This is a genomic window from Cryptosporangium japonicum, assembly GCF_039524755.1.
In the GTDB taxonomy this organism is placed as follows: domain Bacteria; phylum Actinomycetota; class Actinomycetes; order Mycobacteriales; family Cryptosporangiaceae; genus Cryptosporangium; species Cryptosporangium japonicum.
The window spans coordinates 30,069-48,496 of record NZ_BAAAGX010000015.1 but is presented as its reverse complement, the minus strand read 5'-3'; the positions used below and the strand labels follow the sequence as shown (position 1 = coordinate 48,496).

General features: G+C 72.7%; 17 protein-coding genes. 9 read left to right on the top strand and 8 right to left on the bottom strand.

Going from position 1 to position 18,428, the window contains the following annotated elements; translation table 11 throughout:
• Window positions 1–48: 48 nt before the first annotated feature.
• Window positions 49–1,032, bottom strand: coding sequence for a hypothetical protein (locus ABD437_RS19120; protein WP_344650224.1), 984 nt, complete (start codon window positions 1,030–1,032; stop codon window positions 49–51).
• Between the two features lie 178 nt (window positions 1,033–1,210).
• Here ABD437_RS19120 and ABD437_RS19115 point away from each other — a divergent pair, with 178 nt between their 5' ends.
• From ABD437_RS19115 to ABD437_RS19100, 4 genes are all read left to right on the top strand, one after another.
• Window positions 1,211–2,251, top strand: a complete 1,041-nt coding sequence (locus ABD437_RS19115; protein WP_344650223.1) for a lysylphosphatidylglycerol synthase transmembrane domain-containing protein — start codon at window positions 1,211–1,213, stop codon at window positions 2,249–2,251.
• A 34-nt stretch (window positions 2,252–2,285) separates the two neighbouring features.
• Window positions 2,286–3,065: an LLM class F420-dependent oxidoreductase gene (locus ABD437_RS19110; protein ID WP_344650222.1), complete on the top strand. Its 780-nt coding sequence runs from the start codon at window positions 2,286–2,288 to the stop codon at window positions 3,063–3,065.
• A 182-nt stretch (window positions 3,066–3,247) separates the two neighbouring features.
• Window positions 3,248–3,709: a hypothetical protein gene (locus ABD437_RS19105; RefSeq protein ID WP_344650221.1), complete on the top strand. Its 462-nt coding sequence runs from the start codon at window positions 3,248–3,250 to the stop codon at window positions 3,707–3,709.
• Between the two features lie 46 nt (window positions 3,710–3,755).
• Window positions 3,756–4,958 (top strand): MFS transporter, encoded by a 1,203-nt coding sequence (locus tag ABD437_RS19100; protein ID WP_344650220.1) that lies wholly within the window; start codon window positions 3,756–3,758, stop codon window positions 4,956–4,958.
• On the opposite strand, the gene ABD437_RS19095 is transcribed toward ABD437_RS19100, so the two are convergent.
• Window positions 4,934–6,169 (bottom strand): serine hydrolase domain-containing protein, encoded by a 1,236-nt coding sequence (locus tag ABD437_RS19095; RefSeq protein WP_344650219.1) that lies wholly within the window; start codon window positions 6,167–6,169, stop codon window positions 4,934–4,936. The genes ABD437_RS19100 and ABD437_RS19095 overlap by 25 nt on opposite strands.
• A gap of 134 nt (window positions 6,170–6,303) precedes the next feature.
• On the opposite strand from ABD437_RS19095, the gene ABD437_RS19090 reads away from it, so the two are divergent.
• Window positions 6,304–7,329 carry a medium chain dehydrogenase/reductase family protein gene (locus tag ABD437_RS19090; protein WP_344650218.1) on the top strand — a complete coding sequence of 342 codons (1,026 nt, stop codon included), beginning with the start codon at window positions 6,304–6,306 and terminating at the stop codon, window positions 7,327–7,329.
• Here the strand turns inward: ABD437_RS19090 and ABD437_RS19085 are convergent.
• Window positions 7,319–7,741 (bottom strand): hypothetical protein, encoded by a 423-nt coding sequence (locus tag ABD437_RS19085; protein WP_344650217.1) that lies wholly within the window; start codon window positions 7,739–7,741, stop codon window positions 7,319–7,321. The genes ABD437_RS19090 and ABD437_RS19085 overlap by 11 nt on opposite strands.
• 120 nt (window positions 7,742–7,861) lie before the next feature.
• Here ABD437_RS19085 and ABD437_RS19080 point away from each other — a divergent pair, with 120 nt between their 5' ends.
• Genes ABD437_RS19080 through ABD437_RS19070 form a run of 3 tightly spaced genes read left to right on the top strand, consistent with a single transcriptional unit; the run spans window position 7,862 to window position 11,155 of the window.
• Window positions 7,862–9,061 (top strand): LLM class flavin-dependent oxidoreductase, encoded by a 1,200-nt coding sequence (locus ABD437_RS19080; RefSeq protein ID WP_344650216.1) that lies wholly within the window; start codon window positions 7,862–7,864, stop codon window positions 9,059–9,061.
• Window positions 9,058–10,392: an NtaA/DmoA family FMN-dependent monooxygenase gene (locus ABD437_RS19075; RefSeq protein ID WP_344650215.1), complete on the top strand. Its 1,335-nt coding sequence runs from the start codon at window positions 9,058–9,060 to the stop codon at window positions 10,390–10,392. Before ABD437_RS19080 ends, ABD437_RS19075 begins: the two co-directional genes overlap by 4 nt.
• Before the next feature lie 46 nt (window positions 10,393–10,438).
• Entirely contained in the window at window positions 10,439–11,155 is a 717-nt protein-coding gene (locus tag ABD437_RS19070; RefSeq protein ID WP_344650214.1) for a GNAT family N-acetyltransferase, read from the top strand.
• Here ABD437_RS19070 and ABD437_RS19065 read toward each other — a convergent pair.
• The 5 genes from ABD437_RS19065 to cmk all read right to left on the bottom strand — a co-directional run bounded on the left by ABD437_RS19065 (window position 11,096) and on the right by cmk (window position 17,517).
• Window positions 11,096–13,993, bottom strand: a complete 2,898-nt coding sequence (locus tag ABD437_RS19065) for a hypothetical protein (protein ID WP_344650213.1) — start codon at window positions 13,991–13,993, stop codon at window positions 11,096–11,098. The two genes, ABD437_RS19070 and ABD437_RS19065, sit on opposite strands and share 60 nt — an antisense overlap.
• Before the next feature lie 66 nt (window positions 13,994–14,059).
• A complete protein-coding gene (locus ABD437_RS19060; RefSeq protein WP_344650212.1) occupies window positions 14,060–14,782 on the bottom strand; it encodes a ferredoxin reductase in 723 nt (240 codons plus the stop codon).
• Window position 14,783: 1 nt separating this feature from the next.
• A complete protein-coding gene (locus ABD437_RS19055; RefSeq protein WP_344650211.1) occupies window positions 14,784–15,383 on the bottom strand; it encodes a sulfite oxidase-like oxidoreductase in 600 nt (199 codons plus the stop codon).
• The gene (der, locus tag ABD437_RS19050) at window positions 15,380–16,798 is read right to left on the bottom strand and encodes a ribosome biogenesis GTPase Der (RefSeq protein WP_344650210.1); all 1,419 of its coding nucleotides are present in this window, start codon (window positions 16,796–16,798) and stop codon (window positions 15,380–15,382) included. The genes ABD437_RS19055 and der overlap by 4 nt, the downstream gene beginning before the upstream one ends.
• Window positions 16,795–17,517: a (d)CMP kinase gene (cmk, locus tag ABD437_RS19045; protein WP_344650209.1), complete on the bottom strand. Its 723-nt coding sequence runs from the start codon at window positions 17,515–17,517 to the stop codon at window positions 16,795–16,797. The genes der and cmk overlap by 4 nt, the downstream gene beginning before the upstream one ends.
• Window positions 17,518–17,621: 104 nt before the next feature.
• On the opposite strand from cmk, the gene ABD437_RS19040 reads away from it, so the two are divergent.
• Entirely contained in the window at window positions 17,622–18,419 is a 798-nt protein-coding gene (locus ABD437_RS19040) for a hypothetical protein (protein ID WP_344650208.1), read from the top strand.
• Window positions 18,420–18,428 lie beyond the last annotated feature (9 nt).

The following is an 18,428-nucleotide window of genomic DNA, read 5'->3' as shown; positions in this document are numbered from 1 at the left end:
ACGCTCCGTTGCCGCAGCCCCACGACCCGCCGTTCAGAACCGACGCCCCTACGCGGTGACCGGCTCCGAAACGGCGGGCGGTGCGACGGTACGCCGCGACGCCACCACGTTGAGCAGGAGAGCGGCCGCCACCCAGCACGTCAGCACCGTCGACGCGGTGGCGGTGCCGGCGCCGTCGAAGTAGGCGTTGCCGCGCAGCAGCGTGGCGCTGGCTCCCGGCGGCAGCAGCTGACCGAGCGTGCTCCACCCGGACGGCAGGAACTCCGGCCCGGACGCGAGCCCGGACAGCGGGTTGCCGAGCAGCACGAACAGCGCCGCCCCGAGGCCGAACCCGGCGACGCCGAGCAGCGCCTCCAAGCCCAGCACGGTCAGTGACACCGCGGCCATGCCGAACGCCAGGCCGAGCGCGACCGGGGCGAAGTTCGCGTCGACCGACCCGAACCACCAGGTCAGCACCGACGCGACGAGCACGCCTTCGACGAGGGCGAACGCCAGCGCCGCCCCGACCCGCACCCACGGGCGGGCGGGGAAACGGCGGGTGAGCACCAGCGCCGGCAGGATCCCTCCGAGCACGAGCGGCAGCCCGACGGCGGCGAGCCCGGCGCCGCGCGCGTCGTCGGCGGGGAGCGGGCGGACGTCGACGACGCGCGCGGTGGCCCCGGCGTGGCCGGCCAGCGTGGTGCCGACACCGCTGAGCCCCTGCGCGACCGCCGGGCTGGCGGCGCTCGCGGTGAGCACCGTGACCCCGCCGGGGCCGAGCACGAACCCGCCGTAGACGTCCCGGTCGGCGATCGCGGCCCGGAGCTCGCGCTCGTCGGCGTACCGGCGGGGAGCGAACGCGTCCGAGCCCAGCGCCTGCTCGACGGCTGTGGCGTCGGCCGGTGGGGCGACGACGCCGATCGGGACGTCGTGCGGACCCCCGTTCACCGCGGGCAGCCCGAACGCCACCAGCATCAGGCCGACGACCAGCGCCAGCCCGAGCACGATGCCGGTTGCCTCGAGCCCGGCCGGGCGGTTTCGAACGGTCTCCATGACCGCTCCTCCTCGTCTAATTCAACAGCTGTGGATTTTCGAGTCGCCCTGACGGTAAGCTCCCGTCCCGGAGAAATCAACACACGTTGAGAAAAGCGAAGCCTCCCCGGAAACCACCTCAGGAAAATGGGCGATTAACGTAGAAAGTCGGAACAGCCGCCCGAAGGGAGCCGGTCCGATGAACAGTCCGACGGCACCGGCCAGGGCGGAGACCGCGCGGCGCACCGTCCCGATCGTCGTCGTCGCGGTGATCCTGGTCGTCGAGGCGGTCGTCGGCTGGTCGTCGCTGACCGCGGCCTTCGACGAGCTGCACACCCCGCACTGGGGGTGGGTCGCGCTCGCCGTCGTCGCCGAGCTCGTCTCGATGGGTGGTTACGCCCGGATGCAGCGCCGGCTGCTCCGCTCGGCCGGCACCACCGTGCATCTCGGGCGGCACGTGGCGCTGGCGTTCGCCGCCCACTCGCTCTCGGTCAGCCTGCCCGGCGGCCCCCTGTTCTCGACCCGCTACAACTTCCAGCAGATGCGGCGGTACGGCGCCTCGGCCGCCGCCGCCTCCTGGTGCATCGCGCTGAGCGGCGTGCTCTCGAGCGTCGCGCTGGTGTTGATCGGCGCCGCGGGCGCGCTGCTGGCCGGGAGCGGCGGCGGCGTGTCCACGCTGGTGACGTACCTGGTGGTCGGGCTGGCCCTGGCGATCGTGGTGCGGGCGATGGCGCGGCACCCGCAGTGGCTGACGACGGTGGCCGGCGCGATCGAGTCGGTCGTCGACCGCGTCCGGCACCGCCCCGCCGGTCGGAGCGGGCGCCTGGTCGCGATGGCCCATGAGCTCACGTCGGTACGCATCCGGCCGTTCGACCTCGCGGTCGCGTCGTACTTCGCACTGGCGAACTGGCTGCTCGACGCGCTGTGCCTGTTGCTGTGCTGCCGTGCGGTGGGGGCGCCGCACATCACCGCGGTCGCGCTGGTGCTGGCGTACTGCGCCGGCATGGCCGCGGCCAGCATCCCGCTGGTGCCGGGCAACCTCGGCGTCGTCGACGGTGCGCTGATCGTCGGCCTGGTCGCCGGTGGGCTGGCGACCAGCACGGCGATCGCGGCGGTGGTGCTCTACCGGATCGTCAGCCTCGGTTTCATCATCACGGCCGGGTGGATTGTGTGGCTGCTCATCCGTCGTCGCCAACGGCGTGATCCGTTGCGTACGGCAATCGTCTCCAGCGCGCCCTGAGGCGGACAGCGGGGATCGATTTTAGGCTCGGAACATGACCTCCAGAGCAATTCGCGTCGGGGTGCAGCTCCAGCCCCAGCACGCCGACTACCAGTCCATTCGCCGGGCCGCCGCCGAGGCGGAGGAGATCGGCGCCGACATCCTGTTCAACTGGGACCACTTCTTCCCGCTCTACGGCGAGCCCGACGGCGAGCACTTCGAGTGCTGGACGATCCTCGCCGCCTGGGCCGAGCAGACCTCGCGCGCGGAGATCGGCGCCCTGGTCACCTGCAACAGCTACCGCAACCCGGAGCTGCTCGCCGACATGGCGCGCACCGTCGACCACATCAGCGGCGGCCGCCTCATCCTGGGCCTCGGCGCGGGCTGGTTCGAGCGTGACTACGACGAGTACGGCTACGACTTCGGCACCCCGGGCGGACGCCTGGCCGACCTGGCCCAGGCGCTGCCGCGCATCGAGTCGCGCCTGGGCAAGGTGAACCCGCCGCCGACCCGGGACATCCCGACGCTGATCGGCGGCGGCGGCGAGAAGAAGACGCTGCGCCTGGTCGCCGAGCACGCCGACATCTGGCACAGCTTCGGCGACGTCCCGACGATCGAGCGCAAGATCGGCATTCTGGCCCAGCACTGCGCCGACGTGGGGCGCGACCCGGCCGAGATCGAGATCTCCACGGCCGCGCAGGGCAAGCCGGCCGACTCCGGCGACACGCTCTACGACCTGGGCGTCCGGCTCTTCACGATCGGCGTCAGCGGCCCGGACTACGACCTGTCCGCGCTGCGCGAATGGGTCGCCTGGCGCGACGAGCGCAACGGCTGACCACCCGGGGGCGGCCCGGCCGGGCTGCCCCCGGAACCTCCTTGAATGGCGTTTTGAACCTTATTCAACACGGCGTCGCAGTGCATTAAAGGAAGCTTAAGTAACGAACCGAATAGCGCGCTCAGCCGTACTGAATTCCTATTCTGAGCAACGCATGACCAATCGACGAGGGGAGGACGGCGATGGGCCTCGACACGATCGATCACGCCCCCACCGAGACGTGGTCGCCTCCCCCACCGATCAGCTGGCCGCCGGCGCCCGCGCCCCCGCGCCGACGCCGCCCCTCCCTCGCCGCGCTGCTCGGCCTCCTCTGCGGAGCACTCGTCGTCGGCAGCGTCTGGCTCGGAAGTTCCCTGGTCAGCAGCGATCCGTCCCGCGACGCGGCCGGACCAACCGGTCCGGCCGGTGACGCGGCCGCAGCCTGCCGCATCCTCGCCGACCTCCCGGCGTTCACCGCCGACGGTGTGCTGAACCAGGACAGCGCGGAGCTACGCACGGCCGGGGAACTCAGCGCCGCCGCGGCCGCGGACGACGAGCGGTACCGCACGCTGGCCGACGCCACCCGCCGCACCTATTTGGCGAGCACCGAACTCGACCCCGCCGCCGCGAACAATCACCGGGAAATCGCACTCGCTGAATGCTGAGAGCGGTATTCATCCGCGCGATCTCCGTGCGGGTAACGTACTGATCGTGCTCGGAGTCGGAATTCCCCGCGTCACCAGGGACCGGCGTCTGCTCCAGGCCACCGCACTCGTCAGCACGCTCGACCGGTTCGCGATGCCGCCGATGCTGATCGCGATCGCCCGTGATCTCGACGTGCCGCTGGCGCGCATCGTCCAGGCCGCGAGCGTCTACTTCCTGGCCTACGGGCTCATGCAGCCGGTCTGGGGGCTGATCTCCGACCGGGTCGGGCTGGTCCGGACGATGCGGTTCGCGTTACTGATCGCCGGCCTGGCGACGGCGGTGTCCGCGCTGGTGGCCGGCCCGGTGTCGCTGGCGCTGGCGCGGGGCGTCGCGGGCGGCACGTTCAGCGCCGGTATCCCCGCCGGGCTGGTGTACCTCGGCGACACGGTGCCGCCGGCCGACCGGCAGCGCGAGATCACCAATCTGATGTCGGGCAGCGCGATCGGGACGGCGCTGGGGGCGTCCGGGGCGGGTATCGTCGCCCAGCTCGCGAGCTGGCGGGTGACGTTCCTGATCACCTCGGTGTTCGCGTTCCTCCTGGTGCTGGCGTTGCGCGGGCTGACCCCGACGCCGCGCAACCGGCAGGGCCAGCGGCTGGGCGCGGCCCTCGGCCAGGTCGCCCGGTCGCGGTGGGCGCTGCTGGTGCTGCTGCTGGCGTTCGGCGACGGCGTCGTGCTGCTCGGCGTGCTGACATTGCTGCCGGCCGCGGTGGAAGCGGCCGGGACGGGGGCGGCGCTGTCGGGGTCGGTGACGGCGTTCTACGGGCTCGGCATGCTGGTGTTCGCCCGGGTGGCGGGGAGCCTGTCGCGGCGGTTGGGCCGGTGGCAGCTGCCCTCGCTCGGGGCGGTCGCGGCGTTCGTCGGCTGTGTCCTGGTGGCGGTGACGCAGACGCCGGTGGCCGCGATCGTGGTCGCGCTGCTGCTCGGCCTGGCCTGGGCGTGGCTGCACTCGACGCTGCAGACCTGGGTCACCGAGGTGCTGCCCGCCGTGCGTGCCACCGTGGTGTCGCTCTTCGCCGGCGCGCTGTTCTCCGGGAGCGCGGTGGCGGCGCTGCTGGCCGCCGGGCCGGCCGGCCGGGGTGAGTACGGCGCGGTCTTCGCGGTGGCGGCCGCGCTGGTCGTGCCGCTGGGGGTGGCGGCGGGCACCGGGCGGGCGCGGTGGCGCCCGCCCGGCGGTCCGGAGAGCTACCGGTCCACCAGCGCCGAGTAGACGAGCTGGCGGAGCTGGCTGCGGATCGGGTAGGTGCTCGAGGGCAGCAGCTGGGTGAGGAACACGACGACCAGGTCCTCGGCCGGGTCGACCCAGAACGCGGTGCTGGCCGCGCCGCCCCAGCCGAACTCGCCCGCACTGCCGAGCGTGCCGCTGGCCACCGGGTCGAGGAGCACGGAGACGCCGAGCCCGAACCCGACGCCGCGGAACGGCGTCTCGGCGAAGAGCGGGCGGCCGAACCGCTCGAGGTCGGCGCCGCCGGGCAGGTGGTTCGCGCTCAGGAAGCGCACCGTGCGGTCGCCCAGCAGGCGGACGCCGTCGAGCTCGCCGCGCCGGAGCAGCATCTGCGCGAAGCGGTGGTAGTCGTGCCGGGTGGAGACGAGGCCGCCGCCGCCGGAGAGGAAGCGCGGCGGGTGCAGCGCCGCCCGCCCCATCACGTCGCTGCGTACCAGCCCGGCCTCCGGTGACGGCGTGTAGAGCGCGGCCAGGCGGTCGGCCTCGGGTTCGGGCACGGAGAACGCGGTGTCGGTCATGCCCAGCGGGCCGAGGATGCGTTCGGCGAAGAACGTGTCGAGCGACTGCCCCGACACCACCTCGACCAGACGCCCGACGACGTCCGTGGCCACCGAGTAGTTCCACTCGCTGCCGGGCTGGAACGCCAGCGGCAGGCCGGCCCAGGCGTCGACACAGGTGCCCAGGTCGAGGCCTCGCGGCGTGCCCCACTCGAACCCGTTCGCGCGGTAGATCTCGTCGAGCACGTCGACGTGGTGGAAGCCGTAGGTGAGCCCGGCGGTGTGGGTGAGCAGGTGCCAGATGCGTACCGGCTCGATCGCCGGCACCGTGACCGGCTTCGCGGCGGTGCCGCCGACGAGGACACGCTGCTCGGCGAACGCCGGGAGGTACCGGCTGACCGGGTCGGTCAGCTCGAACGCGCCCTCCTCGTAGAGCATCAGCGCGGCCACCGACGTGATCGGCTTGGTCATCGAGTAGATGCGGAACAGCGTGTCGTCGGTGACCGGTCGCCCGGCTTCGACGTCACGGAGGCCGTAGGTGCCGGTGTGCGCCACCCGGCCGTGGCGGCTGACCAGCACCGACCAGCCCGGCAGGCGGCCGTCGTCGACGTAGCGGGCGAAGTGCCGGTCGATCCGGGCGAGGCGGGTGGGGTCCAACCCGACCTCGAGCGGCTCGACCTCGACTACAGCGTTCGTCATGTTTCCTCCCGGGCGCCGGATTTCATCCTCGCGGGCGGAGCGGATCGGCAGCCAGCGGTTGACAACATTCAGGTGTGAGTGTTCAATCACTCTCGCCAGGGTGAGTGATCAACCACTCTTACAAGGAGACCGACATGATGACCGAAATCGTCCTTCCCGGCATCGTCGAGCCGGAGGGCCTCGTCGTCGCCAGCCGCCCGCTCCCCGAGCCGGGCCCGGGCCAGGTGCGCCTCGGCGTCGAGGCGAGCGGCGTCTCGTTCGCCGAGCAGCAGATGCGCCGCGGCAAGTACTACGACCAGCCGGCGTTCCCGTTCGTCCCCGGTTACGACCTGGTCGGCACCGTGACCGCCACCGGCCCCGGCGTCGACCCCGCGCTGCGTGGCCGGCGGTTCGCCGCGCTGACCAAGACCGGCGGCTGGGCCAGCGACGCGATCGTCGACCAGGACGACCTGGTGGCGGTCCCGGACTCGGTCGACGCGGCCGCCGCCGAGACCGTCGTCGTCAACGGCATCACCGCCTGGCAGATGCTGCACCGGCACGCGAGGGTCCGCCCCGGCGGCACGATCCTCGTGCACGGCGCGAACGGCGGGGTCGGCTCGACGCTCGTGCAGCTGGCCCGGCACGCCGGGATCCGGGTGCTGGGCACGGCGTCGGCGCGCAACCACGACGCGGTGCGCGCACTGGGCGCCGAGCCGATCGACTACCGCTCGGACGTCCCGGCCCGGGTCCGGGAGCTCGCGCCGGACGGCGTCGACGCGGTGTTCGACCACGTCGGCGGCGCGAGCGTGCGCGACTCGTACCGGCTGCTCGCGAAGGGTGGAGCGCTCATCGCGTACGGCACCGCCTCGACCAAGAACGAGCCCGGCAACTCCCAGCTGCCGGTACTGCGCCTGTTCGCGCGGTTGGCCTGGTGGAACGTGCTGCCGAACGGGCACCGCGCGATGTTCTACAACATCTGGAGCGGGCTCCGTCGCCGCGCCGCGTTCCGGGCCCGCCTCCGCGAGGACCTCACCCAGGTGTTCCGCCTGCTCGCCGACGGAGCGATCACCGCACAGGTCGCGGCCAGGGTGCCGCTCACCGAGGCGTCCGACGCACTCCGCCTGGCCGAGTCGGGCACGGTCACCGGAAAGGTCGTCCTGGTGCCGGACGTCACGCGTTGAACTCCGGGCCGTCCGTCCGGTACTTGTGGTCGCGGTCGACGACGTGGATCTCGGTGTAGGAGTGGGCGTCCATCAGCCGGTCCCGGGTGGCCTCCACCACCGACCGGTGCCCGGCCTCGGCCTCGGCCCGGGATTTCCAGCGCTCGATCCCGCCGAAGTCGTCGTGGTGTTCGGCCAGGCCGCTGACGAGCGTCTCGTACTCGGCGATGCCGTCACCCATCGCCCGGTTCGCCGGCAGCCACACCGTCGACACGGTCGCCACTTTCCCGCCCTGCATACCGCCGGAGTACAGGTCGGTCAGCCCCACATGAAGGAGTTCCGGCGTGTTCTCCCAGGTGAACGTCGCCATGATCTCCGGCCCGGAGAGGTCTTCCTCGACGCCGCGCTCGGTGAATCGGGTCTTGTCGCTCATCGCCTCTCATTCCACCCTAGAACCGACCATGTGGGACGGATATCCCCGGCGCGTCGAAATAACCCAGCTTCAAAACATAGTTGTCCGATAGGGATTAGACGATCGGCGTCGGAGCGGGTTATGGTCGGAAACGTGTCTGCGCCCTTACATCTTGCGGTCGCGTTCGACGGCGCCGGGTGGCACCCGGCGGCCTGGCGGGAGCCGGAGGCTCGCCCGGCCGATCTACTCTCCGCCGGCTACTGGGTCGATCTGGCCACCGAGGCCGACGCCGGCCTGCTCGACTTCCTGACGATCGAAGACGCGGTCGGTCTGCAGACCACCGAGTTCGACCGCCAGGACGACCGGGTCGACCAGGTCCGCGGCCGCCTCGACGCGGTGCTGATCGCGTCACGGGTGGCCCCACGCACCACGAACGTCGGGCTGGTGCCCACCGCCACCGTCACCCACACCGAACCCTTCCACCTCTCCAAGGCCATCGCGACGCTCGACTACGTCAGCAAGGGCCGGGCCGGCGTCCGCGTGCAGGTCTCCCCACGCGCCCACGAGGCCGCCCACTTCGGCCGCCGCACGATCCCCCGGCTGAGCGTCGACGACCTGCGCGCGGGTGCGGCCCCGGCGCTGCTCACCGACCTGTTCGACGAAGCCGCCGACTACGTCGAGGTGCTCCGCCGCCTCTGGGACTCCTGGGAGGACGACGCCGAGATCCGCGACGCGGCGACCGGCCGCTTCGTCGACCGCGACAAACTGCACTACATCAACTTCGAAGGCCGGTTCTTCGACGTCAAGGGCCCGTCGATCACGCCGCGGCCACCGCAGGGCCAGCCGCTGGTCACCGCACTCGCGCACGCGACGATCCCCTACCGCCTCTCCGCGCGCACCAGCGACGTCGTCTACGTGACGCCGCACGACGCCGAGGAGGCGCGAACGATCCTCGCCGAGGTCCGCGCCGAGCAGGAGGCCGCCGGGCGCGCCGCCGAGACCGTGCACGTCTTCGCCGACCTCGTGGTGTTCCTCGGGAACTCCGACCGCAAGGCCCGCCTCGACGAGCGGGCCGGCGAGGAGTACGAGTCCGACGCGCTGATCTTCACCGGCACGCCGTCCGAGCTCGCCGACCTGCTGCTCGAGTGGCAGGCCGCCGGGGTGACCGGGTTCCGGCTCCGCCCCGGCGTGCTCCCGACCGACCTGGAAGCGATCACCCGCGGCCTGGTTCCCGAACTGCAGCAGCGGGGCGCGTTCCGCCGCGCCTACGAGGCGAACACGCTCCGGGGCCGGCTCGGTCTGTCCCGTCCCGCCAACCGGTACGCGAGGACCACCTCATGAAGAAGATCCACCTGGCCGCCCACTTCCCCGGCGTCAACAACACCACGGTCTGGAGCGACCCGGCGGCAGGCAGCCACATCGAGTTCGACTCGTTCGTCCACCTGGCGCAGACCGCGGAACGGGCGAAGTTCGACTTCTTCTTCCTCGCCGAGGGCCTGCGGCTGCGCGAGCAGGGCGGCCGGATCTACGACCTCGACGTCGTCGGCCGCCCCGACACGTTCACCGTGCTCGCGGCGCTGGCCGCGGTCACCGAGCGGCTCGGCCTGACCGGCACGATCAACTCCACGTTCAACGAGCCGTACGAGGTCGCGCGCCAGTTCGCGTCGCTCGACCACCTGTCGGCCGGCCGGGCCGGGTGGAACGTCGTCACCTCGTGGGACGCGTTCACCGGGGAGAACTTCCGGCGCGGCGGGTTCCTCGCGCAGGAGGACCGGTACTCGCGAGCCAAGGAGTTCCTCGCCACCGCCGCCGAACTGTTCGACTCCTGGCGTGGCGACGAGATCGTCGCCGACAAGTCCGCCGGCACGTTCCTGCGCGACCCCGCGGCCGGCACGTTCCGCCACCAGGGCCCGCAGTTCGACATCCACGGCCGGTTCAACGTCCCGCGTTCACCCCAGGGCCGTCCGGTGATCCTCCAGGCCGGCGATTCCGACGAGGGGCGCGAGTTCGCCGCCGCCACCGCCGACGCGATCTTCAGCCGGTACGGCACGCTGGCCGAGGGCCAGGCGTTCTACGCCGACGTGAAGGGCCGGCTGGCCAAGTACGGGCGCACACCGGACCAACTGGTGATCCTGCCCGCCGCGACCTTCACCCTGGGTGACACCGACGCCGACGCGCAGGAGAAGGCCGCGGTGATCCGCCGCCAGCAGGTGAGCGGCCAGACCGCGATCAAGTTCGCCGAACAGCTCTGGAACCGGGACCTCTCCGGCTACGACCCGGACGGCCCGCTGCCCGACGTCGACCCGGTGGTCGGCGACTCGCACATCGCCGCCGGCCGGGCCAGCGTCCGGATGTTCCGGGACCCGCTCGCGGTCGCGCGGCAGTGGCGCGAGCTCGCGGCGGCGAAGAAGCTGTCGCTGCGCGAGGTCGTGATCGAGGTGACCGGGCGGCAGAACTTCATCGGGTCGGCGTCGACGGTCGCCGAGCAGATCAACACGCTCGTGCAGGAGGACGCCAGCGACGGGTTCATCCTCGTTCCGCACATCACGCCGGGCGGGTTGGACGAGTTCGCCGACACGGTCGTGCCACTGCTGCAGGAGCGGGGCGTCTTCCGCACCGAGTACGAGGGCACCACGCTGCGCGACCACCTCGGCCTGGCTCCGCGCCGGTGACCGAAGCCACGCGGGAGGTCGGCGCGGGTGCTCGTAGGCTCGTCCGGTGACCATCGTTCAGGACCCGGCGGGGACTCCGGTCGAACCGCATCCGCTCGACCACCCGGGCTGGGCCTCGCTCACCGGCGCGCACCGGCACCTGGCCCAGCTCCACGGGCGCGCCGCCCGTTACCAGCCCGACGTCTCCCCGTTCGGTGTGCTCGCACCCGACGCCGACGCCCGGGCGTGGGACGACGTGATCGCGCTGGCGGGCCCGGACGCGGTGTGGTCGCTGGCGGGCGTGGACCTCACGCCGCCGGACACGTTCCGCATCGAGTGGTCGGGGCCGGGCGTGCAGATGGTCGACGCCACGGTGGACGCGCGCACCGACCCGGAAGCGATCCGGCTGACCGCGGCCGACGTGCCGGAGATGCTCGACCTGGTCGCGCGGACCCGGCCCGGCCCGTTCGAGCGGCGCACGATCGAGCTCGGCACGTACCTCGGGATCCGCCGCGGCGGCGCGCTGGTCGCGATGGCGGGTGAGCGGATGCACCCTCCGGGTCACACCGAGATCAGCGCGGTGTGCACCGACCCGGCCCACCGGGGGCAGGGGCTGGGCACCCGGCTCGTGCTCGCCGTCGCGGCCGGCATCCGGGCCCGCGGCGAGGTGCCGTTCCTGCACGCCGCCGCGACGAACACCGGCGCGATCGCGCTCTACGAGAAGCTAGGTTTTGTCCTGCGCCGGCACACGACCTTCAGCGCGGTCCGCACGCCGGCGGAGTAGGTACCACCACTCGCCGGTGACCGCGGCGACCAGCAGGATCGCCGCGCCGACGCTGATCCGGGCGCCGAGGTCGGCGTGCTTCGGGGCGTACGAGAAGTCGACCGTGTGCGTCCCCGCCGGGACGTGCACCGCCGCGAGCCCGTGATCCGCGCGGACCAGCGCGGCCGGGCGACCGTCGACGGTCACCCGCCAGGTCGACTGGATCGCGTCCGCGAGCACCAGGTACCCGGCGCCGTCGGCGTCCACGTCCAGCCGCATCTCGTCGAAGCCGTCGTCGACCCACCGCACCGTGGCCGGCTTGCCGTCGGTGGCGCCACCCGGCGCGTCGAGCACCACGGTGTCGGCCGCCGGCGCCCCGTCCGCGAGCAGGGCGAGCCGCCGCTCGGACGAGCCCTCCACCACCGCGCTCGACGCCCACCGCGCCCGCGGCAACGCGGTGGTGCGCTGATAGATGATCGCGTCGCCGTCACGCACCAGCTTCAGCCCGTCGTCGGTGCGCGCCACCGTCGACAGCGCCGGCGCACCGGACCGCCCGGCCACGACCAACGACGCGTCGCCACGCACCGAGATCTCGGCCGTGAGGCGGGTGCCGGCCGGCACGTCCTCGGCGGCCAGCGGGACGTAGAACGGCCGGCCGGCCGCGATCGCGCGGTCGACGCGTTCGGACGCGGCCACCGTACGCCCGCTCGGGTCCGTCAGGACGACGCCGACCCGCAGCGCCCACGTCTCCTCGACGTCGTCGGCCACCGGCGTCACCCCGATGCCCCGGATCGGCCCGGTGACCGGCACCGGGACGGTCACCGGGCGGCCCGGCGCCAGCGTGTACGTCGAGGCGTCCCCCGCGTCCTCCGTCTCGACGCCGTACGGCACCTGCGTCGGCGGCGTGACGTACCCGGCGACCGCGAGCCGGTCGAGCACCGGGCTCGTCGGTGACGTGCCGTCGTTGAGCGGCTGCGGCCACAGGAACGTCGCCGGTTTCGGCGGCGGGCTGAACTGGTCGCCGGGCAGCGCCTCGAGCAGCTCGGCGAACCGGGCCTCGACGAACGAGTGGCCCTGCAGCCCACGCAGCCGGTGGAGCTGGTGGATGCCGCCGAGCACGGCGCCGGTGGAACCCCAGAACCGCTCGTGCCCGAGGTTGGCCTCCAGGTACCGGTGGGTGTCGGTGACCGGGTAGAAGTTCTCCACCGGCGTCCGCGGCCAGTAGTTGTGCACCCAGAGCAGCGCCTGCGCGGCGACCACGAGCGGGATCAGCCCGGCGGCCGCCGGACGCAGCGCGCGGTGCCCGGGCACGAACCAGAGCCAGCACGCGGCGCCCAGCGCGACGCACACGAACATCACGCCGATCGCCAGTTCCCGGTTGAGCCACCCGAGGTGCGGCCCGCCGCCCGGGAACCCCCCGTCGGCGTCGTGCACCAGCGCGAACCGCCGCGCCGACACGTACAGCGCGACACCGGCCGCGGCGACGCCCGACCAGACCGCGATACCCCACCACGCGCGACGCCCGTCGTGCAGCGGGCGGTGGTCGCGGGGGCGGTCGAGCAGCAGCTGGAACCCCACCGCCGCGAGCACCGCGACGCCGAACCCGAGGACGCTGCGGGCCCGCTCGACCGCGTTGTCGCTGAACAGGTACGGCAGCTTCTGCAGCAGCGCCAGCGGCGGCCCGCCGACGAAGATGATCCCGCCCCAGACCGCGGTGGCGGCCACGAAGAACCACCAGGTTCCCCGTGGCAGCGCCACCCGCGCCCGGCGGAACAACGCGACCGCGGCGATCAGCAGCACCGCGACGCCGGCACCGACGTACGCGACCTCCTCCAGGAAGATCCGCGTCTCGTACCAGTACGGGCCCTCGGGCGGCTGCGCCGTGCCGAACACGTACGGCGCGATCGACGTCAGCAGCACCTGAAGGGGGATGTGCTGGTCGGGCGTCTGCTCCCGGCCGCGCACCAGCACCGTGGACATCACCGACAGCCAGGGCAGGAGCTGGACCGCGACCAGCGCGACGCCGGTGCCGACCCCGGCCAGTGCCCGCAGCCACACCCCGACCGTGCGCCGGGTCCAGCCGTGCTCGGCGGCCGACCGGACGAGCACGTAGGCGGCCCCGGTGACGAGCGCGTACAGGGTGACGGCGGGGAACCCACCCAGCCACATCGCCGCACCGGTGAGCGCGACCAGCGCCACGTTCCGCAGCCGGCGGTCCCGCACGACGCACTCCAGCGCCCAGAACAGCGCCGGGACGAACGCGGCGACCCTGCTCTGCGGCCAGTTCACCCAGGCGATCAGGAACGCGCTGGTGGCGAACGCGAGCCCGCCGAGCAGCGCGGCCGGCTTCCCCAGCTCCAGCCGCCGCAGGAACAGGTAGCTGCCGCCCACCGCGACGAGGATCTGCAGCAGCAGCATGTACGCCGGCGCCAGCCAGGCCGGCAGGACCCAGAACGGCACCGCGACCGGCGACGACATTCCGGCGTTCGGGGTGCCGCCGAGGGACCCGCCGCCGAGCGCGTAGGGGTTCCAGTCGGCCCACTCGCCGCTCCGGATCGCGTCGCCGAAGAGCGCGGCGTTGGGGATCGCGGAGTCGACCGTGTCGCCCAGGTCGAGCGTCTCCCGCTCGACGCCGAGCAGCTCGGCGTCGGAGTAGGGCGCGACCCGCGACAGCAGGCCGGTCTCGACGAGCGAACTGCCGCCCCACAGCGGTGACCCGATGCCGCCGAGCGCGAACGCGGCGATCGCCAGTACGACGATCGAGACCAGCGGATCCGGACGGCGTCCCCACCAGCGGCGTGGTTCTCCCTCGACGGGCCGGGCGGACGTGCGGGGGGTGAGTTCTTGCGTCGCGCTCATCAGGGGCGCAAATTACCACTCTCCGTCGATGATGTAGGTACGCACCGTAGCCGGAACGGAGAGGCTTTATCGACCGGTAGGACCGAATCGTTCGGTGCGGATCGACGCCGGATCGTGCCCCGCGTCGACGAGCAGGTTCGCGACGGTCTCGACGAACGGCGTCGGGCCGCACACGTAGACGCGCGGTTTGTCGTCCGGTGTCCAGGTGTGCGCGGCGAGCAGGCCGGCGCCGACCCGGCCCGGCGGCAGCGGCCAGTCCGGCGGGGTGCGCCGGGTGTAGGCGTAGGTGACCTCCACCCCGAGCTCGCCGAGTTCGGCCGGGTAGATCGCCTCGGCCGGGCTGCGCACCGAGTACAGCAGCTTGAACGGCGCGTCGGACGACGCCTGCGCCCGCGCCCTGGCCATCGCCATCAGCGGCACGATGCCCGACCCGCCGGCGATCAGCTGCACCGGCTGGGTCTCGGTCGGACGCCAGACGAAGTACCCGCCGACCGGCCCGCGCAGCTCCAGCGGGTCGCCCACCGAGAGCACCTGCGCCAGGTACGGCGACACCTCGCCGTCGTCCACCACCTGCACGGTGATCTCGACGCGCCCCTCGGCGGTCGCCGACGCGATCGAGTACGACCGCTCGGTGGAGTACCCGTCCGGCGCGGTCAGCCGTACGTCGAGGTGCTGACCGGCCAGGTGCCCCGGCCAGTCCGGTACGTCGAGCACGAGCGTCCGCGCGGTGGGCGTCTCGTCGCGGACCGCGGCGACCGTGCCGACGCGCCAGGACAGCCGCCTGACCACCTCAGTCCCCCTCGTAGCGCTGCTCGCGCCAGGGGTCGCCGTAGTTGTGGTAGCCGTTCTCTTCCCAGAACCCGGGCTCGTCCTCGAGCAGCAACTGGATGCCGCGCACCCACTTGGCGCTCTTCCAGAAGTAGAGGTGCGGGACGAGCAGCCGCGCCGGACCGCCGTGCTCGGGTTCGAGCGGCTCGCCGTCGAAACCGAACGCGATCCAGGCCTTGCCGTCGAGCAGATCCTCCAGCGGCAGGTTCGTGCTGTACCCGCCGTAGGAGTAGACCTTCGCGTACTCGGCCTCCGTCTCGACGTTCTCGAACAGCGTGTCCAGGGACACGCCCTCCCAGTCGGTGTCGAGCTTCGACCACTTGGTGACGCAGTGGATGTCGACGTGCGGCGTCTCGTGCGGCAGCGCCTGCAGCGCCTCCCAGCCCCAGCCGTGGACCGCCCCGGTCTCGGTGACGATCCCGAAGTTCCACTCGTCCAGGTCCACCTGCGGCGTGGGGCCGTAGGTGAGCACCGGGAAGTCCTCGGTGAGGTACTGGCCGGGCGGTAAATCCCGGTCGTGCCGCCGCCGTCCGGTGAAGCCCGGGGAGATCACACCGCTCATCTACGCTTCCGCTTCTCTTTGATCCGCACCGTGATCTGGATCGGCGTGCCGACGAAACCGAAGTCCTCGCGCAGCCGCCGCTCGATGTACCGCGTGTAGGCCACATCGACGGGGCCGCTGGTGAACAGCACGAACCGGGGCGGCTTGCTGCCGGCCTGGGTCGCGAACAGAATGCGGGTCTGCTTGCCGCCGCGCACCGGGTGCGGGTGGGCCGCGACCAGCTCGGAGAGCCAGCTGTTGAGCCGCCCGGTGGGGATGCGCTGCTCCCAGCCCTCCAGCGACGTGCGCAGGGCGGGCGCGAGCTTGTCGACGGCCCGGCGGGTGCGCGCGGAGATGTTGACCCGCGGCGCCCAGCGGATCCGCTGCAGGTCCCGCTCGATCTCGCGCTCGAGCAGCTCGCGGCGGTCCTCGTCGAGCAGGTCCCACTTGTTGAACGCCAGCACGAGCGCGCGGCCGGTCTCCACCACCGTCGTGATGACCCGCTGGTCCTGCTCGCTCAGCGGCTCGCTGGCGTCGAGCAGGACGACCGCCACCTCGGCGGCCTCGATCGCGGCCGCGGTGCGCAGGCTCGCGTAGTACTCGGCGCCGCTGGCGAACGTGACCTTCTTGCGCAGGCCCGCGGTGTCGACGAAACGCCACACCTCGTCGCCGAGTTCGACCAGGCTGTCGACCGGGTCGACGGTGGTGCCCGCGACCGCGTCGACGACTGCGCGGTTCTCCTTCGTGACCGCGTTGAGCAGGCTCGACTTACCGACGTTCGGGCGCCCGACGAGCGCGACCCGGCGGGGGCCACCGGTGCCGAACCGGCCCTCCGGTGGCGCCTCGGGAAGCACCTCGAGGACCTTGTCGAGCAGGTCACCGGAGCCACGCCCGTGCAGGGCCGAGACCGGCCAGGGTTCGCCGAGGCCGAGGCGCCAGAGCTCGGCCACGTCGGCCTCGCCCTTGGTGTCGTCGACCTTGTTGGCCGCGAGCACCACCGGCTTGCCGCCGCGCTGCAGCACCCGGGCGACGGCCGCGTCGGTCTCGGTGATGCCGACCCGCGCGTCGACGACCAGCAGGACGGCGTCCGCGACGGTCATCGCGTACCGGGCCTGCTCGGCGATCGCCGCGGCGCGGCCCTGGGCGTCGGGCTCCCAGCCGCCGGTGTCGACGAGCGTGAAGCGGCGGCCGTTCCACAGCGCGTCGTAGGCGACCCGGTCGCGGGTGACGCCGGGCACGTCCTGGACCACCGCTTCGCGGCGCCCGAGGATGCGGTTGACCAGCGTGGACTTGCCGACGTTAGGGCGCCCTACGACCGCGAGCACGGGCAGTGAGCCCGGTACCTCGTCGTCGTCGGCGCCGTCGTCGTCCAGCGACGCCAGCTCGGCGTCGCTGATCTCGTATTCCTCAGCGAGCTGGGTCCAGTTGTCACTCATCGGGCCGGGGCTCCCGCGGTCTCGGAGACGACGCGGAGGACGGCGGAGACGACCTGCTCGAACGTCAAGGGGGAAGTGTCGATCTCGACGACGCCGTCGGCGGCGACGAGGAAGTCCACGACGGTGGAGTCACGCGCGTCGCGGGTGGCGATCTGCGCGTGCGTCGCGGCGAGCGACGCCGCGTCGTCGTTGCCGTGCAGCTCACGGGCGCGGCGGGCGATCCGGGCGTTCTCGTCCGCGGTGAGCAGGAGCCGCACGTCGGCGTCGGGCGCGACGACGGTGGTGATGTCCCGGCCCTCGGCGACGACGCCGGCGCCCTTCTCCTCGATCAGCGCGCGCTGCCGGGCGATCAGGTCGGCCCGGACGTCGAGGTTCGTCGCGATCGCGCTGACGTTCTCGGAGATCCGCGTCTGCCGGATGGCCGCGGTGACGTCGACGCCGTCGACGGCGATCCGGGGCAACGCCGGGTCGGTCGCGATGTCGAGCACCAGCGAGCGGCTGAGCGCGGCGACCGCCGGCTGATCGGTGAGGTCGAGCCCGCGGTCGAGCGCGGCCCAGGTGACCGCGCGGTACATCGCGCCGGTGTCGAGGTAGCGGAGGCCGAGCGTGCGGGCGACCTCACGACAGACGCTCGATTTGCCCGATCCCGAGGGGCCGTCGACGGCGATGACGCCCCGGAAACCCGTATTCAACGGCTGGCCTTCCTGTGAACCGAACACCCTCCTATCATGCCCGCTCCGGCGGCGACCGTGGAACGCGGTGGCGCAGGGTGGAATTCACTGGGTCTTGCTGGAGAATACTGGAACGGGTTAGATTCGGACCCGTGACCGGACCGGCCGAGGCGCTGGAGCGCCGCATCGACGACCTGCGTGCCGCGGTCCGCCGGGCCGTCACCGCGGGCGACCGGGCCCGCGCCCGCACGCTGCGCACCGAGCTCCACCGCGCCGAACAGGAATGGGAGTCGGCCCTGGAGGCGCTGGCCCCCGAGCCCGCTCCGCCCGCACCGGTACCGGCACCGGCCGCGCTGCTCCCCCTGCGTGAACAGGTCCACCAGGCGCTGACGCTGCTCGGCGCGCCGGCCGCGCCGAAGCTGATCGTCCAGGTGCACGAGGCGTTCTCCACCGGTGGCATCACGTCGGCCCGGCTGACCAGCCTCCGGCGCGACGAGGAGCGGTCGTTCCGCTCCGCGCCGCAGATGCGCCCCTACTACCTGTGCGCGGCGCTCACCGCGGATCTCCTCGCGCCGGCTCGCGGGCTGCTCGCGGTGTCCACCTGGCCGATGGCCACCCGCGTCATCGGTCCGCTCAGCCCTCGCGTCGACTTCCTCACCGCGGCCGCGCGGCTGGCCGAGCAGATCGAGCGGCTCGCCGACCCGGGGCCGTCGGCCCGCCGGCTGCTCTGGCGGTTCGCCGCGAACATCCCGGGCGCCGCCACCGGCCCCGACCAGGCGTCGCCGACGGCGGTGGCCGCCGCCGCGCTCGCCGAACTGGACCTCCACCGCGCGGCCGACCAGCGGCACCGCGACGACGCCGCCCGGCGCGCGCGGGACCGGCTGGACGAGGCCCAGCAACTGTTCGGAACCAAGTTCGGCGTCGTCGCCCGCGGCGCCGGCGCCACCTGAGTCACACTG

Bases quoted from the DNA above. Each gene is read 5' to 3' on its own strand.
- ABD437_RS19075 (WP_344650215.1), top strand. From the start codon at position 9,058: ATGAAGAAGATCCACCTGGCCGCCCACTTCCCCGGCGTCAACAACACC.
- ABD437_RS19105 (WP_344650221.1), top strand. From the start codon at position 3,248: ATGGGCCTCGACACGATCGATCACGCCCCCACCGAGACGTGGTCGCCT.
- ABD437_RS19055 (WP_344650211.1), bottom strand. From the start codon at position 15,383: ATGAGCGGTGTGATCTCCCCGGGCTTCACCGGACGGCGGCGGCACGAC.
- ABD437_RS19115 (WP_344650223.1), top strand. From the start codon at position 1,211: ATGAACAGTCCGACGGCACCGGCCAGGGCGGAGACCGCGCGGCGCACC.
- ABD437_RS19090 (WP_344650218.1), top strand. From the start codon at position 6,304: ATGATGACCGAAATCGTCCTTCCCGGCATCGTCGAGCCGGAGGGCCTC.
- ABD437_RS19120 (WP_344650224.1), bottom strand. From the start codon at position 1,032: ATGGAGACCGTTCGAAACCGCCCGGCCGGGCTCGAGGCAACCGGCATC.
- ABD437_RS19095 (WP_344650219.1), bottom strand. From the start codon at position 6,169: ATGACGAACGCTGTAGTCGAGGTCGAGCCGCTCGAGGTCGGGTTGGAC.
- der (WP_344650210.1), bottom strand. From the start codon at position 16,798: ATGAGTGACAACTGGACCCAGCTCGCTGAGGAATACGAGATCAGCGAC.
- ABD437_RS19110 (WP_344650222.1), top strand. From the start codon at position 2,286: ATGACCTCCAGAGCAATTCGCGTCGGGGTGCAGCTCCAGCCCCAGCAC.
- ABD437_RS19080 (WP_344650216.1), top strand. From the start codon at position 7,862: ATGGTCGGAAACGTGTCTGCGCCCTTACATCTTGCGGTCGCGTTCGAC.
- ABD437_RS19085 (WP_344650217.1), bottom strand. From the start codon at position 7,741: ATGAGCGACAAGACCCGATTCACCGAGCGCGGCGTCGAGGAAGACCTC.
- ABD437_RS19065 (WP_344650213.1), bottom strand. From the start codon at position 13,993: ATGAGCGCGACGCAAGAACTCACCCCCCGCACGTCCGCCCGGCCCGTC.